The organism is Massilia sp. 05N420 (assembly GCF_056397205.1).
The window spans coordinates 1-23,185 of record NZ_JBFTMX010000044.1 but is presented as its reverse complement, the minus strand read 5'-3'; the positions used below and the strand labels follow the sequence as shown (position 1 = coordinate 23,185).

Genomic DNA, 23,185 nt, shown 5'->3' with positions numbered 1-23,185 from the left:
TAGGGAGAGAACCATGCGTATCGCGACCAGCCAATACCAGGCGATGATGAATGCATCGCTGCAGAAGAACCAGGCCCGCATCACCGAGCTGACCCAGCAGATGGCCAACGGCAACCGCATCCAGGTGCCGTCGGACGACCCGGTCGGCAGCGTGCGCATCTCGCGCCTGAAACGCGAGGAAGCTTCCATCGCCCAGTACCGCGACAACATCGTCGCGGTGCAGCAGCGCCTGTCGAAGAACGAGGTCTACCTGGGCAATATGACCGGCGACATGAACTCCGGCCGCGACCTGCTGGTGTGGGCCTCGGACGGCAGCAATGCCCCGGCCGACCTGAACGCGATGGTGACCTCGCTGAGCGCCCTGCGCGACAGCCTGATGTACACCGCCAATTCGATCGACCAGGAAGGCCGCTACCTGTTCTCCGGCACCGCCACCAACGTCGCGCCGATCGCTTTCGACGCCAGCGCGCCGCTGGGCTCGCGCTACAGCTTCGCCGGCAACGTCAACGACCAGACCGTGGTGGTCGGCAACGGCATCACCCAGGTCGCGAACCAGAACGTGAGCGGCCTGGAAAAGCTGCTCAACCAGCTCGACCAGACCATCTCCACCCTGTCGGCGCCGGGCGTGAACCCGAGCGATCCGGCCGTGCGCACCGTCCTCTCGAACAACCTGGACGGCTTCGACGCCGCCATGAATCTCTTTTCCGGCAAGGTCGCGGTACTCGGCGGCCAGCAGAACATCCTCAAGACGATCGACGCCAACCACGCGAACGTCAGCCTGTCGAACCAGACGGCGCTGCTCGACCTCAGCCAGCTCGACGTCGGTACGGCGGCGATCGATCTGAACGGCTATTCGACGGCACTCCAGGCAAGCTACAAGGCATACAGCAAGATCGGTAATCTCTCCCTGTTCGCAGCGCTCTGATCCGCAATGGAAACCACATTACGTACAACGACCGCCGGCGGCACCGGCAGCCCCCTTGACACCCGCGCGCGCGTCTCGGCGCCCGTGGTGCGGTCACGCGCCGTCACGAACACGGGCGAAACCGGCGCTACCGACAAGCAGGTGGCCGGCAGCGCCGCCGCTCCGCTGCGCAGCAATGCCACCAGCGCCGTCGGCGCGCTGCAGGACCAGGTCGCCCGCGCCCAGCAGGCGCTCGACTATCTCGACCAGGTCCAGGGCCAGCTCGAAGCCGTGAAGGGCGCGCTGAGCACCAAGCTGGCCGGCGCCCGCAGCGCCGCCCGCCAGCAGAACGACAGCCAGCTGGGCGCACAGGTGCGCCAGCTCGCCGCGACCCTCGCCGCGCGCCAGAAGAACGCCGGCGGCGGCATCGACAGCAACCTGAATTTCACCGGCAACCCGGCCACCCAGCGCTTCCGCATCCGCGGCCTGGATCTCGCCTCGCTGCGCAGCGCCGGTCCGCAGAGCCTGGCCTTCTCGGTCGGCGGCAACGGCGGTCCGCAACTGTCGGTGAGCATCGGCCCCGACCAGACCGACGACGAGATCGCGGCCGCGATCGACCGCGCGATGTCGCCGATGGGCGTGCGCGCCGGTCTCGATGGCCAGGGCGGGCTGGTGTTTTCGACGCCGGAATCGAACTGGCCGGCGGTCAAGGACAGCATCGCGATCAGTGGCCGCGGCCGCGTGGCCACCGATGAAGTCTCGCCCGCGCTCGCCCCGCAGCAGTGGCCCGCGGACAGCACCGGCGACGCCCTGCGTTCCAGCCTGCGCGAAGTGGTGCAGGCGCTCGAACGCGTACGCCGTTCGCGCGACGCCGCCAGCAACGCGCTGTCGGCCGCCACCGTCGAAATGACCCAGGCGACCACCCCGCCGCCGGAAGCCCAGGACGCGGCCCAGCAGTTCGCCAGCACCGCCACGAAGCCCGACTACGAGTCGCTGCTGTCGCTGACCTCGGCGCTGGTGGGCGTCAGCCGCGAACGCGTGCTGGCGCTGCTCGGCCTGCGCTGAGCCAACCGATAAAACAAGGTCGCCCGCACTAAAATTACGTCGTCCCCGCGAAGGCGGGGATCCAAGTTCTGCATGCGCTGCGTTAACGCTCGCAAACTTGGGTCCCCGCCTGCGCGGGGACGACGTTTTGAAGCCAACGATTTCAGTGCGGCTTCACACTGATCGTCGTCCCCCGCAAATCGATATCGCGAATTTCCACGCTGCCGAAGCTCGGCCCCGGCGCACTCCCCACGCGGATATTGCGGAAGCTGATCTCGCCGATGGTGCTGGGCATGCGCAGCGTGATCGAACCGTCCTTGTTGATCACTGCGTGCGAATTCGCGGCGTCATAGCTCACGTCGCGCACCGTGGTGTCGGCCGACAGCAGCATCGCCAGCGGATTGAAGACCTGGGCCAGCTCGCCCAGCACACGCACGCCGCCGTCCGGCAGCGCGCTCACCGGGTTGCGGGCCGCATTCACGCCGGCCTGGCCGGTCAGGGCGGCCAGGCGCAGCTCCAGCTGGCGGGCCTGGTCGCGCAGGGCGGCGTCGTCCCCGCCTTTGTTCCATCCTTGGGCCATGATCTCGCCCAGCTCCTCGTCCGACAATTCGCGCAGCGAGCGCTCGCCGGCCGCGCGGGTCGACACCGCCGCGGCTGGCGCCGCCGTCACCGCGGCATAGGCGTGCAAGGGCCCCAGCAGGGCCGTCGCCAGCGCCGCCGCCATCCGAAGGTTGCGCTGGCGCCGGATCGCACCGCGTACCTGGGCTTCGGTGATCAGCTTCATGTCGGCCAGGATCTCGCCCAGCCTGCGGCCGCTGCGGCCCTGCTCGCGGATCGCCGCATCCAGCTGGGCTTCCGAAATCAGCTTCTTGCCCAGCAGGATCTGGCCCAGCTGGGATTTCTCGCGCTTCTGCGTCATCCAGTCCATCGCTTACTGCCCCACCGCGGTGCGCAGGCGCAGGCCGACGCGGTTCTGCAGCTCCGTCATCTTCGGCTGGATCTGCGCGGCGTTGGCCTTGGCCACGTTCTCGCCGACGGTCCGCTTCATCTCCGGCACCAGGCTCTCGAACTTGGCCAGCAGCGGCGACTCGAGAATGTCGGCCAGCTGCTTGAGTTCCTCGGTGCTGAACTTCTGCGCCAGCAGCGGCGCCACGCTGGCCTGCACCACGGCCTGGGTGCTCGCGCGCAGCGGCGGCGCTTCCTGCTCGATGAATTTATTGGCCTCGTCGGTCACCTCCTTCATCGCCGCTTCCTGCTTCTCGGCCGGCACCCGGCTGGTGACCACCACGCGCGACTGGCGGACCATCTCGGCCACCGGCGCCTGCAGCATCTGCATGCCGACGGAATCGAGCGCCATCTTGGCCAGTACGCGCTTCACCGGCGCCTGCTTCTCGGCCGGCACGCCCGCCGCGTTCTGGGCGCCGGCGCTCCCCGCCAGGGCCAGGGCCAGGCCCGCGGCCACACCTATTACAGACATCGATCGGGACATGTTCATCTCATCACTCCAAATGTAAGTTCAGAACGGCCGCGTATACGACGCGCGGCTAAAACGGGCGCGTATAAGACGCGCCAAAATAGCGCACAATCAGGCTCCCCGACACCGAGGTCGCCGCATACGGGTTGTAGATCAGGTTGAAGAAATTGTCGCAGTTCAGGTTGCAGTCGCTGCGCGCCGGGATGTCGTAGCTGCCCTTGATGTAGCTGCCGGTGAAGTTCACCTCGGCGCCGCTGTCGAATTTGTAGCGCAGGCCCAGGCTCTTCAATTTGGTGTCCGGCAGCGGCGCCAGGAGGCTCATCTGGTTGCCCGGGATCGAACTCTTGCGCGGCTCGTAACCGGCCCGCAGCGACAGCTTCCTGGTCAGGTTGATCTGGGTGCCGAAGCTGAAGTTGACCACGCTCCTGAAGCCCATCTTGAAGGTGGCCTGGCGCGAGTTCGCATAGCCGAACAGGCGCGCCATCTCGAGCAGCTTGACGCTCTGGTCGAACTCGAAGGTCAGCTGGTTCCACTTGTTCCAGTCGGCGTAGCTGACGTCGGCGTTCAGCTGCACGTAGTCGGTCGCCATCAGCTTGATGCCGGCCTGCACCCGCCAGGGGAAGGGAATCTTCGCCGTCATGTTGCCGCTCTGGTACTCGGGGATATCGGACGGCATGCCGGTGACGGCGCCGACGATCGGCCCCAGCAGGCTCGAATTCAGGCCGCGCACGAAGCCGCGCAGCATCGGGTCGGCGTGCACCATGTACTGGCCGCGAAAGGTGGTGGTGCTGCCGCCCTGGTAGACCAGGCCGAGCGCGAACCACTTCTTCGGCTCCCACAGGATGCCGACATTGACGCTCGGATCGAAGGAGGCGTGCAGGTCGAAGTCGATGTTGGCCGCGCGCTTGAACGGGTCGACCATGGCTTCCGGACCGCCGCCGCACAGGCCGAAGGTCAGGGTGTCGATCACCGTGCCGTTGCCGTTCGGGCACAGGGCCCGTTGCAGCTGGCCGACCGTGCCGAGCAGCTTGTTCGGCGCACGGAAGTCGGTGTTGATCGCGAAGATGGAATAGGCGATCGGCACCGAAAGGCCGACCCGCAGCGTGTCCGAAATCTTGTAGGCGGCGGTCGGCGACAGGTAGTTCAGGCGCTCCAGCTGGACCAGGCGGCCGTCGAAGCGCGCCGGGTCGTTCGGGTCCTTGCTGCGGTCCACGCTCATCGCCTGCGACAGGTAGACCAGGGTGCCGAAGGTCCAGTTCGAACCGGGCGCGTTGTACGAAAAGCCCAGCCCCGGCACCGCCACCGCCGGCAGCCGCGCCTTCGGTATGCCGATGAAGGGAATCCCGATGGCTTGCCGCACCGGTCCGCTCGAGGTGCCATTGATCGGGTCGTCCTTGAAGCCGCCGATGTCGATGTCGGGCGCGGTCACGAACTTGTTCGGATTGCGGATCGAAGCGACGAACAGGGTGTCGATGTGCTGGCTGCCGGTCAGGCGCGCCAGGCCGGCGGGGTTGAAGTGGATCGACTCGATCCCCGGCGGGTCGGCCGTCACCGCATTCCCCATCGCCATCGCGGTCGGGCTGGTGGCGAGGTTGTCGGTGACGCCGGCCCGCGCCGCCGGCAGCGCGACGGCCAGCGTGGCCGAGGCCACGGCGGCGGCAAGCAGGCGGGTCTTCATTTCAGCAGCAGCGGCACGCTCATGGTCAGCGACAGGTTCGGCGCCGCCGCGGTCAAGCCGGCGCCGACGGTGACGTTGACGGTGGTCTTGGGCGTGAAGCGGTAGCCCAGGCCGATCGACAGGATGCCGGCGCTCTGGGTCTGGGTCTGGGCCTTGGTGCGGGTCCCGGCATCGTTTTCGAAGGTCAGCGTGGAGCGTGCCGAGATCGATTCCTGGAACGAGAACGAGGTCGTGATCTTGTACGACAGCGCATACGCGAAGCCGAGACCGAAGCCGAAGCTGGCGCCCGGCTGCACTTCGCGCAGCGTGGCGCCGGTCAGCTGCTGGTGCAGGTGCTTGGCCTTCAGGCCGTAGCCGACGTTGACGGAGCCGAACAGCGCCACCGGGTCGACGATGCGGGTCACATTGGCGCCGAGGCTGAAGGTGTTGACGCCGGAGCCGGTCGCCAGGCCCTTTTCGCTGTCGACCTTGAAGGGACTCTCGCCGGTGGCCAGGCGCACGCCGCCGGTGATGGTGAAGGTCGGCTCGTCGCGCTTGACCTCGAGCGGCTGCCAGCGCACGTTCAGGCCCAGGTCGCCGATCGTGTGCGAGACGCCCGAGTAGCCGGTATTGTCGGCGTAGCGGCTGATGAAGGGCATGATGACGTTGGCGGTCAGGTTGTTGCGCACGCCGTAGTCGAGCATCAGGGTGTTGGTGACCGTGTGCGAATTGCTGTTCTCGATCGAGAACAGGGTCGCGAGCCCGGAGCTGAGGTCGGTGTTGATCTTCTCCTGGCCGATGTAGGCGTAATTCAGTTCGTAGTTCAGCTGGACCTGGCCCTTGCGGATCAGCGAATACTGCTTGTCGACGGCGGTCAGCGTCTCCTTCAGCAAGGTGGTGTTGTCGGCGTCGCCGTCCTTCTTGGCGAGGGCGTCGCGCACCGCATCCGAGGTCGCGGGCGCCGACGACTGCTGGGCAAAGGCCGGCGCTTGGACGAGCAGGCCGCAAACGRCCAGCGCCAGCAGGGAACGAATCTTCATGGTGGTCCTTGTCGTGGTCTGTTTCTATTGTTTCCGGATCGAGACGCCGCCGAAGCCGTTCAGCAGGCGCTCCATCTGCAACTGGTTGTCGATCGGGCGCAGCAGGCCGCGGTCGCGCACGCGGTCCATGTCGGCCACGCCCAGTTCGTGATCGGACAGGGCCAGCTTCATGACCGGCGGCCTGTCCTTCGGCGGATAGGCGAGGAACAGGGTGTTGCGGTCCCACAGGGTCGCGAATTCGTCGACCGGGAAGGTGATGTTGCCCATCGCCGGATCGGCCAGGAACACCAGGCCGCCGCGCACGCCGCGCAGCACCACGAAGTGCTTGAAGCCGGCGTAGTCGATCGGCACGATGCCCGGCTGGTCGAGGGTCAGGAGGTCGGCCATCTCGGCGCGGAAGCCCGCGCTCTGCACGTTGATCGAGGCCAGGTAGCGCTTCATGTCGAGCAGCGAAAAGCCGCGCCGCTCGATGATCTTGTCCTTCTCGCCGAAGGCCATCATGCCTTCCATCGACTGCTGTTCGCTGACGTCGATGCCGAGGTGGTACTTGAGGATGGTGACCAGGGCCGCCGAGCCGCAGCTGTAGTCGTAGGCCTGGTGGACGATGTTCTTGTACTTGAGTTCGGAGAACGGCTCGATGGCGACGTTCTGCACGCCGGCGGCCGCCACCGACATGGTGGTCGGGATGTCGAATCGTTCGAGCGGACGGTCCTTGGCCTCGTGCTTGGCCAGCACACCCGCGCCACCCAGCAACGCCGCCAGGACGCCCAGCAGGACTGCGATCATGTTTTGTCTCCCCGGACGCTTCTTGCGTTCCTTGTTGGCCTGCCGGTTGACGTGGCGTTTTGGCCACGTTTATTGCAGTTTTTCTATATTTTGTATGCAGGCAAGCTATGCCGGTGTTATAAAACGCTGTCGATTTTGTAAAAAACCGCTCATTCGAAAACAAGGCGATGAATTCCTGGGACAGGATCAGCAGTGCGCTGGGAGAACCGGTGATCAGCGTCGAGATCGGCGGCGTGCCGCTGCGGGCTGAGCGCTACATCTTCCAGCTCGGCGGCTGCGAGGTGCCGCCGCTGGACTCGCTGGTACTGGCCTGCCACCTGGGCGGCGCGCGCGCCACCGCCGGCCGCTCCGCCTCCCGCTCCTTCGATTTCCTGGCCGGTTCCTCGACCGTGTTCCAGCCGGGCTTCGCCAGCCGCTGGTCCTTCCACGGCGCGATCGACATGGCCATGTTCCACGTGCTGGATCCCAGCCACGAACTGGTGCGCCACCTGCAGCGCCTGCTCACCGCGCGCACCAAGGCCCCGCCCTTCTCCGATCCGCTGGTGAACGCCAGCGCCCAGCAGCTGCTGGGCGAACTGGCGCGCACCAGCTCCCCCAACCGCACGGAGTACGGCTTCGTCGAGCGCCTGGCTCACATCATGATCGAGCAGACCTGCCGGGTCCTGGAGGGCAAGACCGGGCGCCACGTGCCGCCCGACGCCCTGCAGCTGGGCCGCCTGCAGGGCGTGCTGGAATGGATCGGCGACAATCTGTCGAACGAACTCTCGAATGCCGGACTGGCCGAACGGGCCGGGGTATCGGAATCGCACTTCCGCCGCATCTTCCAGGAAGCGATGGGCATGACCCCGCACCGCTACGTGCTGCGCCTGCGCCTCGAGCGGGTCCACGAGCTGCTGACCCGCACCAGTTTTTCGATTGCCCGTGTTGCGGCGCAATGCGGCTTCAACAGCCAGAGCCACATGACGTCCTGCTTCTCGGCCGCCTACGGCATCACGCCGGCGCGCGCGCGCCAGCAATCGCGAATGTGAACCGCAGGAAATGAGCGTTTTTTGAAAAAGAAACGATCATTTTCCGACGCGCCAGCATTTGGCGTGCACACATAATAAAAAACGGCAAGCGGGCGGCAGACCCGAGGCCACACAACAAGGAGACAGGCATGACCAAGGCACGAGGCCCAGCGTGAAGTATTTGTCGGCCACGGACGTGGTGCAGCGCATCAAGAGCTGCCTCTCGGCCGAAGGCGTGGACGTCGAGGGCCTGTTCGAACACGCCGGCCTCGGCTGGTTCGAGCAGGGCAGCGGCCGCGCCGCCGACCTGCTGGCGCTGTCCGACCAGTTCAGCCAGCTCTGGGAAGGCCTGGCTGCGGCCAGCGGCGATCCGCTGATCGGCTTTCGCGTCTTCGCGCCCGATCCCTTGAGCTGGCTCGGGGTGCTGGGCCATCTGATGCTGGCCTCGCCGACCCTCAAACAGGCCGCGGACAGTCTGATGCGCTACATGCCGCTGGTCTCGCCGGTGGTGCGCGCCACCATCGAGCCGAAGAGCGACCGCGTGCGCGTCGGCCTGAACCTGGTCGGCAGCGCGCGTCCGGTGCCGGTGCAGCGCTACGACTTCACCTGGAACCTGCTGTTGACGACCTTGCGCTTCGTCGGCGCCCGTCCCGGGCTGAAGCCGGTCAGCGTCGAATACGCCTATCCCTCCCCCGGCGACAGCGCCGCCGCCTACGCCGAACGCTTCGGCTGCCCGGTGCGCTTCGGCGCGCCCGCCAACGCCGTCGAATTCGCCAACACCGACATCACCGCGCCGATCCCGACCGCCAATCCGCTCGCCGCCGAGGGCCTGTTCCGCCTGCTCGACGAGCGCCTGGTGCAGGCCGAACGCAGCAGCTTCGCGGCGCGCGTGCGCGAGATGCTGCCGGCCATGATCGACCAGGGCGGCGCCCTGCGCGATGCGGTCGCGCGGCGCCTCGCGATCAGCGAACGCACCCTGCAGCGGCGCCTGGCCGACGAAGGCACCGACTTCTCCACCCTGGTCGACGAAGTGCGCCGCACCATCGCCCAGCAATACCTGGGCAGCGACCGCATCAGCGTCAAGAACCTCAGCTACAAGCTGGGCTTCTCCGACCCCAGCGCCTTCCACCGCGCCTGCCTGCGCTGGTTCGGCAAGGCGCCCGGCGAGTTCCAGCAGAAGACCGCTAGTGGGACCATAAACGCAGCTGGCCCTGCATCGTCATCTCGCCGTTCAGGCTGACCCGTCCCAGGTTGCCGCTCACCGCGCCGTGCGGGTCGGACTGCACGCTGATCGAATCGAAGCCGGTATCCGTGAAGCGGACATAGCCCGGCAGGGTCAGCGCCACATAGCTGCTGCCGTCGGCCGCCGTCTGCGGGCTGATGTTCAGGCCCACCATCGTGATCACGCCGCCGATGTTCCGGACCACCATGTAGGTGGTGCGGCCGTCGACATTCTGCGCGATGGTCAGGCGGCTGTCGGCGCTGGCGGCATCGGGCTGGCGGTTCAGGTTCAGCTGGACCGCGAAGCTGATGCCGTCGGCGCCGCTGACCTGGGCCAGTTCGCTGTCCGGCAGCGCCTTCGGCCCGGCGGCCGCGGCGCCGCACAACAGCATGGCTAACATGGTGGAGGCGGATGCGGCGATCCTCATGGCCTGAACTTGATGTCGAGGTATTGCAGCTGGATCGAGCCGATGCGCGAGCTGCCCAGGTCGACGTTGGTCCCCGTATCGCTGCGGAAGCCGATATTCCCGATCTGCAGCGTGCCGGCCTGCGCGGCGGCGCCGGCGTCCGGCCAGTTGATGCCGATGTGCAGGCGCGCATTGCCGGCATCGTCGGTGCGCACGTTGAAGATGCCGGCCTGGGAATTCACGTCGGCCAGGCGCCATGGCGCCACCGGCGCCGAACCATCATCGGTGGCGGCGCCGATGCGCACGTTCGACAGCACCATCGCCTCGCCGCCCGCGTCGCGGCCGTTCGGCTGCAGCGCCAGGCTGCCGATCTCGATGCGGGTCGAGATGCCGAAGGCGAGGCCGTCGCCGGCCGCCGGTGTCGACCACTGGAAGCCGCCGCCGTAATAGATCAGGTCCTTCAGGACCACGCTGCCGCCCTTGACCACAATGCCGCCGTCGTCGACGTCGAAATCGAAAGCCGCCTGCCAGGCCTCGCGCCCCAGCAGGTTCTGCGGCATGGCGATGTTGACGATCTCCGCCCTCCCCGGCGCGCCGGGCAGGATGTCCAGGCGATAGGGGTCGGCGAAAGGCGCGTCCACATTGTCCGAGCGCGAGGCCGACAGCTTGCCGATGCCGATGCTGCCGCGGCCGTCCGGCGTGGTGTAGCGCAGCACCGTGTTGCCGGACACCGCGAAGTTCGACAGGTTGAAGCTCATGCCGTCGCGCCCGCCGATTTTCGACAGCGCGCTGTCCGACAGCGGTTCCAGCGCCGCGGCCAGGCCGGGCACGAACGCAAGGAAGAACAGGGAAACGGCGGCGCGCATCAGTGGCCCGGCGGGTTATTCGCCGGTACCAGGCCGGTCAGGTTCAGGGCCGTCAGCTTGTCGCGCCAGTTCAGCCAGATCCCGGCCTGGGCCTCGGTCAGGGCCGGCATGCCCGGCGCCGCCTGGAAGCTCACCGGCGTCTTCAGCACCGAGATCCAGAAGTCGCGGCTCGGCCCGGCGGCGTCGCCGGCGGTGACGCCGCCGACCTTCGACAGCGAGATGCAGCCGGTGCATTCGCCGTTCCAGCGCTTGCCGCCGCCGGCGTCGTTCAGGCTGTCGACGATGCCGGCCGCGCCGGCATCGATGCGCAGGGCGCCGGACAGGGTCGCGATCTTCATGCCGATGTCGCCGGCGATGCCGTCGAAGCCCAGGCGCATGCCGATGATCTCGCGCTGGCCGGCGCTGCCGCTGTTCTGGTAAACGAATTCGAAGTAGGGATTGGTGATCTGCACCAGGCGCTGGGCGTCGCCGGCGTCGCTGCGGCCGAAGCGCAGAGCGCTGATGTCGAGGTCGGCGCCGCTGCCGTTGCGCGGGCCATAGTTGTATTCGCCCAGGCGCAGATTGGCCAGGTTGGCGTTCAGGGTGACGTCCGCATCGAGGGCGATGCGGGTGAAATCGAAACCGTTGTAGCTGGCGTTACTGACGGTGAACAGGCCCTGCCCGCYCACGCTGGACATCTCGCTGTCCGACAAGGCGCGCATCTGGGCCGACGCATTCCCCGCCGCCAGCAGGTTGAACGCGGCCAGCGCCAGCGCAACAAAGAAATATCTGCTCATGGATTATCCCGACGAGCGTTGCAAGTCAAAACGGCCCGGGGCCAAGCCCGCGGGCCGTCCGTCACCAGACCGGAGGGATTAGTGGGCCCAGATGTAGACGGTGGTGCCTTGCAGCTTCATGTTGTTGATTTCGAACTTGCCGTAGGAAGCGTCCGAGTTGCCCATCTTGATCGAATCGACGCTCATCGACAGGTTCTTGGTCGTGTCGACCAGCGGAATCGCGATCTTGACGACGTCGCCAGCCGGCTGGAAGGCGCTCAGGCCGGCGCCGCCGGACACGCCCAGGGTGGACTTCGGATTGGCAGCGCTGACTTCGGTCAGGAAGCTGGCGTTGTCGATGATGTCGATGGTGGCGGCAATCGCGCCAGTGATGTTGATGTTATTGAAGCTCACCGAACCACCGCCGGTGCCGGTATCGGTGTACTTGAATTCACCGATGTTGATATGCAGGTCGGCGGCGATCGACACACCGTCGCGGCCCGAGACCTTGGACAGGTCGCTGTCGGCGATCGGGGTCAGGGCCGATGCGTACGAAGCGATCGAGGACAGGGCGGCGACGACGGCGAGTTGTTTCAGCAGTTTCATGGTATCTCCAGTAGTTATTGTGATCGACGGGTGTCTCTTCGGCTCCGCAGCGCCTGGGAGCTTGTTTCTTAATTGGAAGTCAATTAAGTGGTAATCATGTTATTACTTCCGTTTCATTTAATGCATTTTTTGTCCTGGCTCAGGGAGCCAAATCGATGGATTCCTGAGCCAGCCGAGGGACGAAAAAAAACCCGCTGCAGGCAGCGGGTTTTTTCGTGAAGCCTTGGCGCCGGATTACACGGCTTCGCGGCTGGCCTTCTTGCGCTCGTGCTCTTTCAGGTGACGCTTGCGCAGGCGGATGCTCTTCGGGGTGATCTCGACCAGTTCGTCGTCCTCGATGAATTCCACAGCGTATTCCAGCGACATCTGGATCGGCGGCACCAGGCGCACGGCTTCGTCGGTACCCGACGAACGCACGTTGGTCAGCTGCTTGCCCTTGATCGGGTTGACGACCAGGTCGTTGTCGCGCGAGTGGATACCGATGATCATGCCTTCGTACACCGGGGTGTTGTGCTCGACGAACATGCGGCCGCGGTCCTGCAGTTTCCAGATCGCGTAGGCGACGGCGGCGCCGTCGTCCTGCGAGATCAGCACGCCGTTGCGGCGGCCGGCGAGTTCGCCCTTGCTGTTGTCGACCGGTGCGTAAGCATCGAACACGTGGCTCATCAGGCCGGTGCCGCGGGTCAGGGTCATGAATTCGCCCTGGAAGCCGATCAGGCCACGCGCCGGGATACGGTACTCGAGGCGCACGCGGCCCTTGCCGTCCGATTCCATGTTCTGCAGGTCGCCACGGCGGCGGCCCAGTTCTTCCATGACGCCGCCCTGGTTGACTTCTTCGACGTCGACCGTCAGGTTTTCGTACGGCTCGTGGCGCACGCCATCGACCATCTTGTACACGACTCGCGGACGCGAGACCGCAAGTTCGAAGCCCTCCCTGCGCATGTTTTCCAGCAGGATGGTCAGGTGCAGTTCACCACGGCCCGACACTTCGAACACGGTATCGTCATCGGTCGGCGAGACACGCAGTGCGACGTTGGCCTTCAGTTCGCGCTCGAGACGCTCACGCAGCTGGCGGCTGGTCACGAACTTGCCTTCGCGGCCGGCCAGCGGCGAGTTGTTGACCATGAAGTTCATGGTCAGGGTCGGCTCGTCGACGGTCAGCATCGGCAGCGCTTCCGGCACGTCGGCGGCGCAGACGGTCGAGCCGATGCCGATTTCTTCGATACCGTTGATCAGGCAGATGTCGCCGGCGACCGCTTCGTCGACCAGCACGCGCTCCAGGCCCTTGAAGTTCAGCACCTGGTTGATGCGGCCCTTGATCGGGGTCGAATCGGGACCGTTCAGGATCACGACGTCCTGGCCGGTCTTGACGCGGCCACGGTTCACGCGGCCGATACCGATCTTGCCGACGTAGGACGAGTAGTCCAGCGAGGTGATCTGCATCTGCAGCGGACCGTCCGGGTTGTCGTCACGCACCGGCACGTATTTCAGGATCGCGTCGAACAGCGGCTTCATGTCGCCGCCGCGCACGCTTTCGTCCATGCCGGCGTAGCCGTTCAGGCCCGAGGCGTAGACGATCGGGAAGTCCAGCTGCTCGTCGGTGGCGCCCAGCTTGTCGAACAGTTCGAAGGTCTGGTTGATCGCCCAGTCGGCGCGCGCGCCCGGACGGTCGATCTTGTTGACGACCACGATCGGCTTCAGGCCCAGGGCCAGCGCCTTGCGGGTCACGAAGCGGGTCTGCGGCATCGGGCCTTCCTGGGCGTCGACCAGCAGCAGCACCGAGTCGACCATCGACAGCACGCGCTCGACCTCGCCGCCGAAGTCGGCGTGGCCCGGGGTGTCGACGATGTTGATGTGGGTGCCTTCATATTCGACTGCGCAATTCTTCGACAGAATCGTGATGCCACGTTCTTTTTCGAGATCGTTCGAGTCCATCACGCGGGTGTCGACCGCCTGGTTTTCACGGAAGGTGCCGGATTGGCGCAGCAGCTGGTCCACGAGGGTGGTCTTGCCGTGGTCAACGTGGGCAATGATTGCGATATTACGAATCGCGCGTTTGGTGTCTGACATATGCGTATTCAACAGTGAATGTTGCGTGATGGATGGAGTTTCGGCTAGAGGCGCTCGGCGGGAGCCGGTTGGCATTGCCGATTTCCAGAACCCGCTAGTATAGCATGCGGATTCCGTCTGCTGCATTGCAGCGGCGAGAAAAGCCCTGAATTTTCAACGGTTTGAGCTTAAGGCCCAAATATTGAAGGATGATGACGGGCGGTTACGGGCCAGATGTGGAGGAGGCTACGCCCGATTTCAAGAGCGGCGCAGCGCCCACATGGCGCTGGCCCAGAGGATCAGGCCGATGCCGAGAAAGGCCACCGGATCGGCCGGCCCGCCGGCGGCGAGCTGCGGATACGCCAGCGCGAACAGCACCAGCGCGGCCGCCGTCACGTAGTGCGGGGGATTGCGGAACACATAAGCCAGCGGCACGAAATGCAGGCCGATCACGGCGATCGCCATCGGCACCACCCAGACGCCCTGCCCGATGTTGGCAAGCACATTGCCGAGCACGAGGATGAGGATCCACTGTCCGCCATTCACCAGATGAAACACGCGATCGGCCCGTTTCTGTTCCGGGGTCTTTGCGCGCGCGGCGACGGCAACGGCATGGCGGCGGTAGCACAGCCAGGCAGTGAGGGCCAGACCGATGCCCAGCAGGGCGATGCCGCCGAACACCAGCAGCCCGGCGCCGGCGCGGCGGTCCCAGACCTCGAGCAGGATGGCGCCGAACACCGAGAACAGCATGGCGCCGAAGGCACGTCCACCTGCCTCGGCGGAGGGATTGCTGACGGTCTGGGGGATCTCGGCTTGCATGCGGGCTCCGGAGGAAGGGAATATTGGCTGATGTTCAATATTCTGCTTGCATGTATTAATTACAAGCAAGCTTTTCCTTCCTCACTGTTGTTTCCCGGATTTGTCCGCAGGCTATGGCGGACAGTGACTCAAGCCTGGCGCGCCGCGATCAGGCGTTCCGGCGCCAGGATCGCGTATTCCTGCAGGATGGCCGTGCCCAGCAGCCTGCCGTCGGCGTAGACGCGCACCCTGCCCAGCTCCGGCGGCACGGTCACCGCTTCCTTGCCAAGCGCCAGGCGCTGGCCGTTCAGGAAACGCTTTTCCAGCTCGGGCGTGAGGTCGATGCGCGGGAAGGTCGACAGCAGCGCGTCGACCGGCGCCAGCAGCGACAGCGGATTCTCGTGCGCCTGCAGCTCTTCCAGCGTGACCATGTTGGCGGTGGTGAGCGCGCCGACCTGCACCCGGCGCAGCGCGCTCAGGTGGGCGCCGCAACCGAGTGCCGCGCCGATGTCCTCGCCCAGCACGCGCACATAGGTGCCCTTGCTGCATTTCACGCGAATGCTCAGGAAAGGCGCGGCGATGGCGACCAGTTCCAGTTCATGGATGGTGACCGGACGCGCCTCGCGCTCCAGCGTGACGCCTTCGCGCGCATATTCGTACAACGCCTTGCCGTCGCGTTTCAGGGCCGAGTACATCGGCGGCACCTGCAGGATGGGGCCGCGAAAGCGCGCCAGCGCGGCTTCGACCTGCTCGGTGCTGACATCGACGTCGCGGGTCTCCAGCACCTCGCCCTCGGTATCGCCGGTGGTGGTGGTGATGCCCAGGTGGACGGTGGCGAGATAGGTCTTGTCCGCTTCCAGCAGGTCCTGCGAGAACTTGGTCGCCTCGCCGAAGCACAGCGGCAGCAGGCCGGTGGCGAAGGGGTCGAGGGTGCCGGTGTGGCCGGCCTTCTTGGCGTTGACGATGCGCTTGACCTTGATCAGCGCGTCGTTCGAGGACAGGCCGACCGGCTTGTCGATCAGTAGCACCCCGTCGACCAGGTCGCGGGGCTTTTTCGGCGGTCTTGCGTTCACTCGGAATCCGAATCTTCGTCAGTGTCGGCGGGGGCCGACTCGTCGACGTAGTCGGCGGCGCGCGTCGCATTGGCCTGGTCGATCAGGGCCGACATCGCCAGGCCGCGGCTGGTCGAGGTGTCGTGCACGAAGTGCAGCTGCGGCAAGGTGTGGATGTGCAGGCGCTTGCCGAGCAGGTTGCGCAGGTAGCCGGAGGCCTTGTTCAAGCCTTCCAGGGTCTGCTTGACCTCTTCCGGGCTGTCCTTGAGCAGGGTGAACCAGACCTTGGCGTGCGCATAGTCGGGGGTCAGCTTGACTTCGCTGATGGTGACCATCCCCACGCGCGGATCCTTCAGTTCGAACGCGATGAGTTCCGACAGGTCCTTCTGGATCTGGTCGGCGACGCGCAGGCCGCGCGATGGAATGCTTTTACTGTGTTTAGGCATATTGTTGAGCTGCTTATTGTTATCCGACGGAAATAATTTGGGGCCAGTGGCCCGCGCCACATGGCACAGGCCTACTAGCCCCAATGCTACTCCAATCGTTGGAACGACCGTAATTACAGCGTACGCGCCACTTCCTGCACTTCGAACACTTCCAGAACGTCGCCGACCTGGATTTCGTTGTAGTTCTTCAGCGACAGGCCGCACTCGAGACCGGCGCGAACTTCCTTCGCATCGTCCTTGAAGCGCTTGAGCGAATCGATCTCGCCGGTCCAGATCACGATGTTGTTGCGCAGCAGGCGAACCGAGGAGGTACGCTTGACCACGCCATCGGTGACCAGGCAGCCCGCGATCGCGCCGACCTTCGACACCAGGATGACCTGGCGGATTTCGACCTGGCCGGTGATGTGCTCGCGCTTCTCCGGTGCCAGCATGCCCGACAGTGCCGTCTTGATCTCGTCGATCGCATCGTAAATGATGCTGTAGTAACGGATGTCGACGCCGTTGGTCTCGGCCAGCTTGCGCGCCTGGGCATCGGCACGGGCGTTGAAGCCGATGATGACTGCCTTCGACGCGGTCGCCAGGTTGACGTCCGACTCGGTGATGCCGCCGACCGCCGCGTGGACGATCTGGACACGCACTTCCGAAGTCGACAGCTTCTGCAGCGAACCGACCAGCGCTTCCTGCGAACCCTGCACGTCCGTCTTGACGATGAGCGGCAGGTTCTTGACTTCGCCTTCGCCCATCTGGTCGAGAATGTTCTCCAGCTTGGCTGCCTGCTGCTTGGCCAGTTTCACGTCGCGGAACTTACCTTGACGGAACAGTGCGATTTCACGCGCCTTGCGCTCGTCGGCCATGACCATGACTTCTTCGCCGGCACTCGGCACTTCGGTCAGGCCCTGGATCTCGACCGGGAAGGACGGACCGGCTTCGGTCACCGACTTGCCGTTCTCGTCCAGCATCGCACGGACGCGGCCGAAGGACGAACCCGCCAGCACGACGTCGCCGCGCTTCAGGGTACCCGACTGCACCAGGATGGTGGCGACCGGGCCGCGGCCCTTGTCCAGGCGGGCTTCGACCACCAGACCACGCGCCAGCGATTCCACCGGCGCCTTCAGTTCCAGCACTTCGGCTTGCAGCAGCACGTTTTCCAGCAGGTCGTCGATGCCCTGGCCGGTCTTCGCCGACACCTGGACGAACGGCGATTCGCCACCGTATTCTTCCGGCACCACACCTTCGGCAACCAGTTCCTGGGTCACACGGTCGGCATTCGCGCCCGGCTTGTCGATCTTGTTGATCGCCACGACCAGGGGCACGCCTGCCGCTTTCGCGTGGGCGATCGCTTCCTTGGTCTGCGGCATCACGCCGTCGTCGGCCGCTACCACCAGGATGACGATGTCGGTCGCCTTGGCGCCGCGGGCACGCATTGCCGTAAAGGCTTCGTGACCCGGGGTATCCAGGAAGGTGACCATGCCGCGCGGAGTGTCCACGTGGTAGGCGCCGATGTGCTGGGTGATACCGCCGGCTTCGCCCGCAGCAACCTTGGCGCGGCGGATGTAGTCCAGCAGCGAGGTCTTGCCGTGGTCGACGTGGCCCATCACGGTCACGACCGGCGCACGCGGCTTGGCCTCGAACTCGTGATGCTCGGCCGGGTCGGCCAGCAGCGCTTCCGGATCGTCCTCGGCGGCGGCGAAGGCCTTGTGGCCCATTTCTTCCACCACGATCATCGCGGTTTCCTGGTCCAGCACCTGGTTGATGGTGCACATCTGGCCCAGCTTCATCAGCTGCTTGATGACCTCGGATGCCTTCACGGCCATCTTGTGCGCCAGTTCGGCCACGGTGATGGTTTCCGGCACGTAGACGTCCTTGACGATCGCCTCGGTCGGGGCCTGGAAGTTCGATTCGCGATCGTCGTGGCCGCCACGACGGCCGCCACGTCCACCGCCCGCACGCCAGCCGTCACGGCCGCCGGTCGAGGGGGCGCCACGGCCCTTCATGCCGCCGCCAGGGGCGCCGCGCTTCTTCTCGTCCGACCAGGTCGAGGCCACGTTGGCCGACTTGATCGACTTCTTGTCGCCCGGTTTCGGACGTGCACSGCCACCGGTCGCGTCGGCCGGCTTGGCTTCGCCCGGTTTCTTTTCGGCAGGTTTATGCAGGGTTGCCGGTTCGGCCGCCTTCGGCTTGGCCGCAGGCACTTCCGGCGCCTTGATCACGCGGCGCGGCTGGGCCATCATGGCCTTGATCTGGGCCACTTCGTCGGCCACGGCCTTGCGTGCGCGCTCGGTGGCGGCGGCGCGTTCGGCGGCTTCCTTGGCGGCTTCGTCGGCCTTGCGCTTGGATTCCTCGGCGGCTGCCTTCTTGGTTTCCTCGGCGGCGGCGCGCTTGGCTTCCGCGGCGGCATCGGCGGCGCCGGCAGCGGCGTCGGCTTGCACCTGTGCGACGGCCGCGGCTTCGCGCTGCAGACGCTCTTCGGCGTCGCGCTTGGCCTGCTCTTCGGCCGCCTTGGCCTGTGCGGCCTTCTCGGATTCCAGCTTGGCCAGACGTTCCTGCTTCTCACGCAGTTCCGCTTCCTGGCGCGCCAGCAGTTCCGACTGGCGGCGCGCTTCCTCGTCACGGCGTGCCTGTTCGGCGGCGTCGATCACCGGGGCGGTAGCCGCCTTGGCAGTGACCAGATCGTCGCGCTGTACGAAAGTGCGTTTCTTGCGCACTTCCACCTGGATCGTGCGCGATTTGCCGCTGGCGTCAGCCTGCTTGATCTCGGAGGTTTCCTTGCGGGTCACCGTGATCTTCTTCTTTTCGCCCGATTCGGCGGCGCCATGGGTACGGCGCAGATGGTTCAGCAGCTTATCCTTATCATCCTTGGACAAGGGATCTGACGTCGAACTTTTCTCGACGCCAGCAGAACGCAGCTGCGTCAGCAGCAAATCTGCAGGCATCTTCAGTTCGGTGGCAAATTGGGCTACGTTGTTACTCGCCATTCAGTCCTCTTTTCTATGTGTCGCGAGATGATAAAGAATTTTGCTCGGGTTGGAAACGCAAAGACCGCGRCACCGCCCCGGTCTTTGCACAACCCTTATGCCTTGGCCGTTTCTACCTGGCTCCAGGCTTTCGCCTGCAGGGCCTTGGCCCGGTCGTCGTACTTGGCGTCGACCAGTTTCATCTCATCGTCAGACACATCATTAAATGCGTTCTTGATCAAATCACGGGCACGGTCGGTCGGCAGGGCCAGGATGGCGCCGAACTCGTCGTATGCCAGGCCCGCGAATTGTTCGAGGGTCTTGATACCGGCAAGACCAAGCTTGCCGGCGGTGGTACGGTCCATCCCTTCCAGGCTGACCAGCGACTCTTCCATGCCCTCGAGGCCTTCTTCGGAAGCGATCGCTTCGGTCACCAGCGCGTCACGGGCGCGGGTGCGCAGTTCGTTGACGGTGTCTTCGTCGAACGATTCGATTTCCAGCATTTCGGAGATGGGCACGTAGGCGATTTCTTCAAGGCTCGAGAAACCTTCCTCGACCAGGATATTCGCCACTTCCTCATCCACATCCAGCTTTTCCATGAACAGCACGCGCACGGCGGCGGTTTCCTGGGCAGCCTTGTTGGCCGATTCCTCGGCCGTCATGATGTTGATCTTCCAGCCGGTCAGATCGGACGCCAGGCGCACGTTCTGGCCCGAACGGCCGATCGCGATCGCCAGGTTTTCTTCGTCGACCACGACGTCCATCGCATGCTTCTCTTCGTCGACCATGATCGACGACACGTTGGCCGGGGCCAGCGCGCCGATCACGAACTGGGCCGGATCTTCCGACCACAGCACGATGTCCACGCGCTCGCCGCCCAGCTCGCCGGTCACGGCCTGCACGCGCGAACCGCGCATGCCGACGCAGGTACCGATCGGGTCGATGCGCTTGTCGGAGGTGAACACGGCGATCTTGGCGCGCACGCCCGGGTCGCGGGCAGCCGATTTAATCTGCAGCAGGCCTTGTTCGATTTCCGGAACTTCCAGCTCGAACAGCTTCATGATGAATTCCGGCGCGGTGCGCGACAGGATCACCTGCGGGCCGCGCATATTGCGGTCGACGCGCAGGATGTAGGCTCGGACGCGGTCGCCGATGCGCAGGTTTTCCTTCGGGATCATCTGGTCGCGCGGCAGGCGGGCTTCGATCTTGCCCGACTCGACGATGGCGTCGCCGCGTTCCATGCGCTTGATGGTGCCGGTGACGAGGGCGTCGCCACGCTCCAGGAAGTCCTGCAGGATCTGCTCGCGCTCGGCGTCGCGGACGCGCTGCAGCACGACCTGCTTGGTGTCCTGGGCGAAGCGGCGGCCGAACTCGACCGACTCGATCGGCTCTTCGATGTATTCGTCGACTTCGATGTCCGAAATCTGTTCCTTGGCTTCGAAATGCAGGATTTCCTGGTCGGGCAGCTGCAGGCCGGCCTCGTCGGGCACGACGTGCCAGCGGCGGAAGGTTTCGAATTCGCCGCTGTCGCGGTCGATACTCACACGGATGTCGACATCGCCCTCGTAGCGTTTTTTCGTGGCCTGCGCCAGTGCGAACTCGAGCGCGCCGAAGACGACCTCTTTATCGACGTTTTTTTCGCGCGCGAGCGCATCAACCAGTAACAAAATTTCGCGACTCATGCTTTGCGACTCCTAAAATCCACCTTCGGCACCAGGCGTGCCTTGTCCAGTTCGGCCAGCGTAAATTCCAATAACGCCAGGCCATCCTTGCTTTCAAATTCCAACCCGATCTTCTCGCCTTGCGGGGCGTGCAGGATGCCCGTGTAGGTCTTGCGGTTCGCGGTGCCGGGCATCGCGACGCGCAGCTTGACCGTGCATTCCTCGCCGGCAAAGCGTTCGAAGTCGGCCAGGGTGCGCACCGGACGGTCCAGTCCGGGCGACGACACTTCCAGGCGCTCGTAATCGACGTTTTCGACCGTCAGCACGTGCGACAGCTGGTGGCTGACCGTGGCGCAATCTTCGACCGAGATCGGTCCCTTTTCGTCCGCCACCGCGGCCGGGAAATCGATGAACACGCGCAGGATGCCTCGCTCGGCACGCTCGATATCGACGAGTTCGTAGCCCAGTCCACTGACTGTGGTGGCAATCAAATCAAACAGCTGCACTGATTTCTCCAGATCGCCGGCATGGCGCCGGACCTCTTAAAACGATTCAACAAAAAAAAAATGGGCAACTGCCCATCTTCTTATATTTCCAACCAGATGAAAGTGTCTACACCAAACAAAACGCCGGGGAGAACTTTAATTGGTTGCGAATTATAACCCGATACAGGGCAGCTCGCAATCGCTGCGCTGCAAAATGAACAGGTCTGCAACAGTTTACACCTTTGGCGAACAGGCCGCATTCAAATACGTCGTCGCCGCAGTCATATACCTCACCCATGGCCATCCACGTCGCCCCCGCGGTCATACACGTCACCCCCGCGCAGGCGGGGGCGACGGAGCCGATCAGCCGCGGCGGCCGCGGCGCGGCATGCCGTTATCGCTGACGCGCGGACCCGCCGGGCGGCGGTTCTGGCCGGCGCCGGCGAAGCCGAAGGTGGTCTGCAGCGGATCCGGCTGGCGCGGACCCTTGCCGCCACCGCCACCACCACCGCTGCGGCCCTGGCCGCCACTGCGTCCCTGACCGCCGTTACGGCCGCCCTGGCCGCCGCCGAAGCCGCTGCCGCCGCGCCCCTGGGCGCCCGGCATGCCGGGCTGACCGCGGCCGCCCTGCTGGGACCCGACGCGCACCACCGGCGGGCCGAAGGGATCGACGTTGCGGTTGGCATCGGCACGATCGATGCGGTTGCCGTTGGTCCGGTCCGCATTGGGGCCACCGCGGTCCTTGCCGCCGCCCTGCTTCTGCTTCTGGCCGCCCTGGCCCTGGCCCTGGCCGCCGGCCTTCTGCTCGCCCTTCCTCTCGATGCCGAAGGCGGTCATGAAGTTGCGGACGTCGTTTTCTTCCAGCTCTTCCCAACGACCGCGCTTCAGGCCGGTCGGCAGGGTCATCGCGCCGTAGCGGGTGCGGATCAGGCGCGAGACGGTCAGGCCGACCGCCTCGAACATGCGGCGCACCTCGCGGTTGCGGCCTTCGCCGATCACCACGCGGTACCAGTGGTTGACGCCTTCGCCGCCGCCGTCGACGATCTTGGTGAAGGAGGCCAGGCCGTCTTCCAGCTCGACGCCGGCCAGCAGCTTCTGGCGCATGCCCTCTTCCAGCACGCCGAGGGTACGCACGGCGTACTCGCGGTCGATGTTGTAACGCGGGTGCATCAAGCGGTTCGCCAGGTCGCCGGAGTTCGTGAACAGCAGCAGGCCCTCGGTGTTGAAGTCGAGGCGGCCGACGGCCAGCCATTTGCCGGTCTTCATGGTCGGCAGGCGGTCGAATACCGACGGACGGCCTTCCGGATCGTCCGCGCTGACGATTTCGCCGGCCGGCTTGTGGTACACCAGCACGCGCGGCGGCTTGTTGTTATTCACGCGGCGCTGCAGCAGCTTGCCGTTGATGCGCACGGCGTCGGTCGGCAGGATGCGCTGGCCGATGTGGGCCGGCTCGCCGTTCACCGACACGCGGCCGGCGATGATCAGCTCTTCCATGTCGCGGCGCGAACCCAGGCCGGCCTCGGCCAGCACCTTGTGCAGCTTCGGCGCATCGTCCTCGGCGGTCAGGTCGCGGCGTACCTTGGCCGCCTTGGCCTGGCCCTGGCCGCCCTCGTGGGCATCGAAGGCGTCCGAGGTCACGAAGGAGAACACGGCGTCGGCATCGTTCGGCTTGGCGCCGCGGTTATCCTTGCCGCCGCGGGCGTTCTTGCCCTTGCCTTGCTGCTGACCCTGCTTCTGGGCCTGCTGGCCCGGCTTCTGGGCTTGCTGGCCCGGCTGGCCGGCCTGGCCTTGCTGGGCCTGCTGGGCTTGCTGGACCTGTTGACCCTGCTGGCCGCGCTGCTGGCCTTTCTTGCCCCTGTTCTGGCCGTCGTGCTTGCCGGTGCGCGCCCCCTGGCGCTGCTCGGTGCGCTTCTCGGCGGCCTGCTCGCCCTGCTCCGCGCCGGCCTGGGCCGGCTCGGCCACGGCGTCGGCGC

21 protein-coding genes are annotated in these 23,185 nt (G+C 65.5%); 4 read left to right on the top strand and 17 right to left on the bottom strand.

All coding sequences use genetic code 11. The annotated features are described in order from the left end of the window. Nucleotides 1–13 precede the first annotated feature (13 nt). A complete protein-coding gene (gene flgL, locus AC1DIX_RS22785) occupies nt 14–925 on the top strand; it encodes a flagellar hook-associated protein FlgL (RefSeq protein WP_477249813.1) in 912 nt (303 codons plus the stop codon). 6 nt (nt 926–931) lie between these two features. Further along, nucleotides 932–1,969, top strand: a complete 1,038-nt coding sequence (locus AC1DIX_RS22780; protein ID WP_477327630.1) for a hypothetical protein — start codon at nt 932–934, stop codon at nt 1,967–1,969. A 142-nt stretch (nt 1,970–2,111) separates the two neighbouring features. Here AC1DIX_RS22780 and AC1DIX_RS22775 read toward each other — a convergent pair whose 3' ends face one another. From AC1DIX_RS22775 to AC1DIX_RS22755, 5 genes are read right to left on the bottom strand one after another with little or no spacing between them, the layout of a single operon-like run. Then, the gene (locus tag AC1DIX_RS22775) at nt 2,112–2,876 is read right to left on the bottom strand and encodes a hypothetical protein (RefSeq protein ID WP_477327628.1); all 765 of its coding nucleotides are present in this window, start codon (nt 2,874–2,876) and stop codon (nt 2,112–2,114) included. Nucleotides 2,877–2,879: 3 nt separating this feature from the next. Further along, nucleotides 2,880–3,443 (bottom strand): DUF2059 domain-containing protein, encoded by a 564-nt coding sequence (locus AC1DIX_RS22770; RefSeq protein WP_477327626.1) that lies wholly within the window; start codon nt 3,441–3,443, stop codon nt 2,880–2,882. A 49-nt stretch (nt 3,444–3,492) separates the two neighbouring features. Next, nucleotides 3,493–5,100, bottom strand: coding sequence for an OmpP1/FadL family transporter (locus AC1DIX_RS22765; RefSeq protein WP_477327624.1), 1,608 nt, complete (start codon nt 5,098–5,100; stop codon nt 3,493–3,495). Beyond that, entirely contained in the window at nt 5,097–6,119 is a 1,023-nt protein-coding gene (locus AC1DIX_RS22760) for a transporter (protein ID WP_477327622.1), read from the bottom strand. Before AC1DIX_RS22760 ends, AC1DIX_RS22765 begins: the two co-directional genes overlap by 4 nt. A gap of 24 nt (nt 6,120–6,143) precedes the next feature. Then, nucleotides 6,144–6,905: a C39 family peptidase gene (locus AC1DIX_RS22755; protein WP_442122729.1), complete on the bottom strand. Its 762-nt coding sequence runs from the start codon at nt 6,903–6,905 to the stop codon at nt 6,144–6,146. 167 nt (nt 6,906–7,072) lie between these two features. Between AC1DIX_RS22755 and AC1DIX_RS22750 the strand changes: the two genes are divergently transcribed. Both AC1DIX_RS22750 and AC1DIX_RS22745 read left to right on the top strand, forming a co-directional pair. Continuing rightward, complete coding sequence (locus tag AC1DIX_RS22750; RefSeq protein ID WP_442122728.1) at nt 7,073–7,933, top strand: helix-turn-helix domain-containing protein; 861 nt, start codon at nt 7,073–7,075, stop codon at nt 7,931–7,933. 151 nt (nt 7,934–8,084) lie between these two features. After that, nucleotides 8,085–9,152: an AraC family transcriptional regulator gene (locus AC1DIX_RS22745; protein ID WP_442122727.1), complete on the top strand. Its 1,068-nt coding sequence runs from the start codon at nt 8,085–8,087 to the stop codon at nt 9,150–9,152. Here the strand turns inward: AC1DIX_RS22745 and AC1DIX_RS22740 are convergent. From AC1DIX_RS22740 to rluB, 12 genes are all read right to left on the bottom strand, one after another. Further along, on the bottom strand, nt 9,097–9,561 hold the full coding sequence (locus tag AC1DIX_RS22740; protein WP_477327620.1) for a hypothetical protein: 465 nt from the start codon (nt 9,559–9,561) through the stop codon (nt 9,097–9,099). The genes AC1DIX_RS22745 and AC1DIX_RS22740 overlap by 56 nt on opposite strands. Next, complete coding sequence (locus AC1DIX_RS22735) at nt 9,558–10,406, bottom strand: hypothetical protein (protein ID WP_477327618.1); 849 nt, start codon at nt 10,404–10,406, stop codon at nt 9,558–9,560. The genes AC1DIX_RS22740 and AC1DIX_RS22735 overlap by 4 nt, the downstream gene beginning before the upstream one ends. Further along, the gene (locus tag AC1DIX_RS22730; protein WP_477327616.1) at nt 10,406–11,182 is read right to left on the bottom strand and encodes a hypothetical protein; all 777 of its coding nucleotides are present in this window, start codon (nt 11,180–11,182) and stop codon (nt 10,406–10,408) included. Before AC1DIX_RS22730 ends, AC1DIX_RS22735 begins: the two co-directional genes overlap by 1 nt. A 78-nt stretch (nt 11,183–11,260) precedes the next feature. Next, nucleotides 11,261–11,767 (bottom strand): DUF6160 family protein, encoded by a 507-nt coding sequence (locus AC1DIX_RS22725; RefSeq protein ID WP_442122723.1) that lies wholly within the window; start codon nt 11,765–11,767, stop codon nt 11,261–11,263. Between the two features lie 234 nt (nt 11,768–12,001). Continuing rightward, nucleotides 12,002–13,837: a translational GTPase TypA gene (gene typA, locus AC1DIX_RS22720; protein WP_442122722.1), complete on the bottom strand. Its 1,836-nt coding sequence runs from the start codon at nt 13,835–13,837 to the stop codon at nt 12,002–12,004. Between the two features lie 237 nt (nt 13,838–14,074). After that, the gene (locus AC1DIX_RS22715; RefSeq protein WP_477327614.1) at nt 14,075–14,635 is read right to left on the bottom strand and encodes a hypothetical protein; all 561 of its coding nucleotides are present in this window, start codon (nt 14,633–14,635) and stop codon (nt 14,075–14,077) included. 128 nt (nt 14,636–14,763) lie between these two features. Beyond that, nucleotides 14,764–15,687: a tRNA pseudouridine(55) synthase TruB gene (gene truB / locus AC1DIX_RS22710; protein WP_442122720.1), complete on the bottom strand. Its 924-nt coding sequence runs from the start codon at nt 15,685–15,687 to the stop codon at nt 14,764–14,766. Continuing rightward, nucleotides 15,684–16,112: a 30S ribosome-binding factor RbfA gene (rbfA, locus tag AC1DIX_RS22705; protein ID WP_442122719.1), complete on the bottom strand. Its 429-nt coding sequence runs from the start codon at nt 16,110–16,112 to the stop codon at nt 15,684–15,686. The genes truB and rbfA overlap by 4 nt, the downstream gene beginning before the upstream one ends. A gap of 113 nt (nt 16,113–16,225) precedes the next feature. Continuing rightward, nucleotides 16,226–19,087, bottom strand: a complete 2,862-nt coding sequence (gene infB, locus AC1DIX_RS22700; RefSeq protein WP_477327612.1) for a translation initiation factor IF-2 — start codon at nt 19,085–19,087, stop codon at nt 16,226–16,228. Nucleotides 19,088–19,182: 95 nt separating this feature from the next. Continuing rightward, nucleotides 19,183–20,748 (bottom strand): transcription termination factor NusA, encoded by a 1,566-nt coding sequence (gene nusA / locus AC1DIX_RS22695; RefSeq protein ID WP_442122717.1) that lies wholly within the window; start codon nt 20,746–20,748, stop codon nt 19,183–19,185. Beyond that, nucleotides 20,745–21,233 (bottom strand): ribosome maturation factor RimP, encoded by a 489-nt coding sequence (gene rimP, locus AC1DIX_RS22690; protein WP_442122716.1) that lies wholly within the window; start codon nt 21,231–21,233, stop codon nt 20,745–20,747. The genes nusA and rimP overlap by 4 nt, the downstream gene beginning before the upstream one ends. Before the next feature lie 342 nt (nt 21,234–21,575). Then, the coding region (gene rluB, locus AC1DIX_RS22685; RefSeq protein WP_477327610.1) for a 23S rRNA pseudouridine(2605) synthase RluB at nt 21,576–23,185 on the bottom strand (1,610 nt) is incomplete at its 5' end.

Bases quoted from the DNA above. Each gene is read 5' to 3' on its own strand.
- AC1DIX_RS22725 (WP_442122723.1), bottom strand. From the start codon at position 11,767: ATGAAACTGCTGAAACAACTCGCCGTCGTCGCCGCCCTGTCCTCGATC.
- AC1DIX_RS22770 (WP_477327626.1), bottom strand. From the start codon at position 3,443: ATGAACATGTCCCGATCGATGTCTGTAATAGGTGTGGCCGCGGGCCTG.
- rbfA (WP_442122719.1), bottom strand. From the start codon at position 16,112: ATGCCTAAACACAGTAAAAGCATTCCATCGCGCGGCCTGCGCGTCGCC.
- AC1DIX_RS22715 (WP_477327614.1), bottom strand. From the start codon at position 14,635: ATGCAAGCCGAGATCCCCCAGACCGTCAGCAATCCCTCCGCCGAGGCA.
- flgL (WP_477249813.1), top strand. From the start codon at position 14: ATGCGTATCGCGACCAGCCAATACCAGGCGATGATGAATGCATCGCTG.
- AC1DIX_RS22775 (WP_477327628.1), bottom strand. From the start codon at position 2,876: ATGGACTGGATGACGCAGAAGCGCGAGAAATCCCAGCTGGGCCAGATC.
- nusA (WP_442122717.1), bottom strand. From the start codon at position 20,748: ATGAGTCGCGAAATTTTGTTACTGGTTGATGCGCTCGCGCGCGAAAAA.
- typA (WP_442122722.1), bottom strand. From the start codon at position 13,837: ATGTCAGACACCAAACGCGCGATTCGTAATATCGCAATCATTGCCCAC.
- AC1DIX_RS22750 (WP_442122728.1), top strand. From the start codon at position 7,073: ATGAATTCCTGGGACAGGATCAGCAGTGCGCTGGGAGAACCGGTGATC.
- AC1DIX_RS22755 (WP_442122729.1), bottom strand. From the start codon at position 6,905: ATGATCGCAGTCCTGCTGGGCGTCCTGGCGGCGTTGCTGGGTGGCGCG.
- AC1DIX_RS22740 (WP_477327620.1), bottom strand. From the start codon at position 9,561: ATGAGGATCGCCGCATCCGCCTCCACCATGTTAGCCATGCTGTTGTGC.
- AC1DIX_RS22735 (WP_477327618.1), bottom strand. From the start codon at position 10,406: ATGCGCGCCGCCGTTTCCCTGTTCTTCCTTGCGTTCGTGCCCGGCCTG.
- AC1DIX_RS22765 (WP_477327624.1), bottom strand. From the start codon at position 5,100: ATGAAGACCCGCCTGCTTGCCGCCGCCGTGGCCTCGGCCACGCTGGCC.
- AC1DIX_RS22780 (WP_477327630.1), top strand. From the start codon at position 932: ATGGAAACCACATTACGTACAACGACCGCCGGCGGCACCGGCAGCCCC.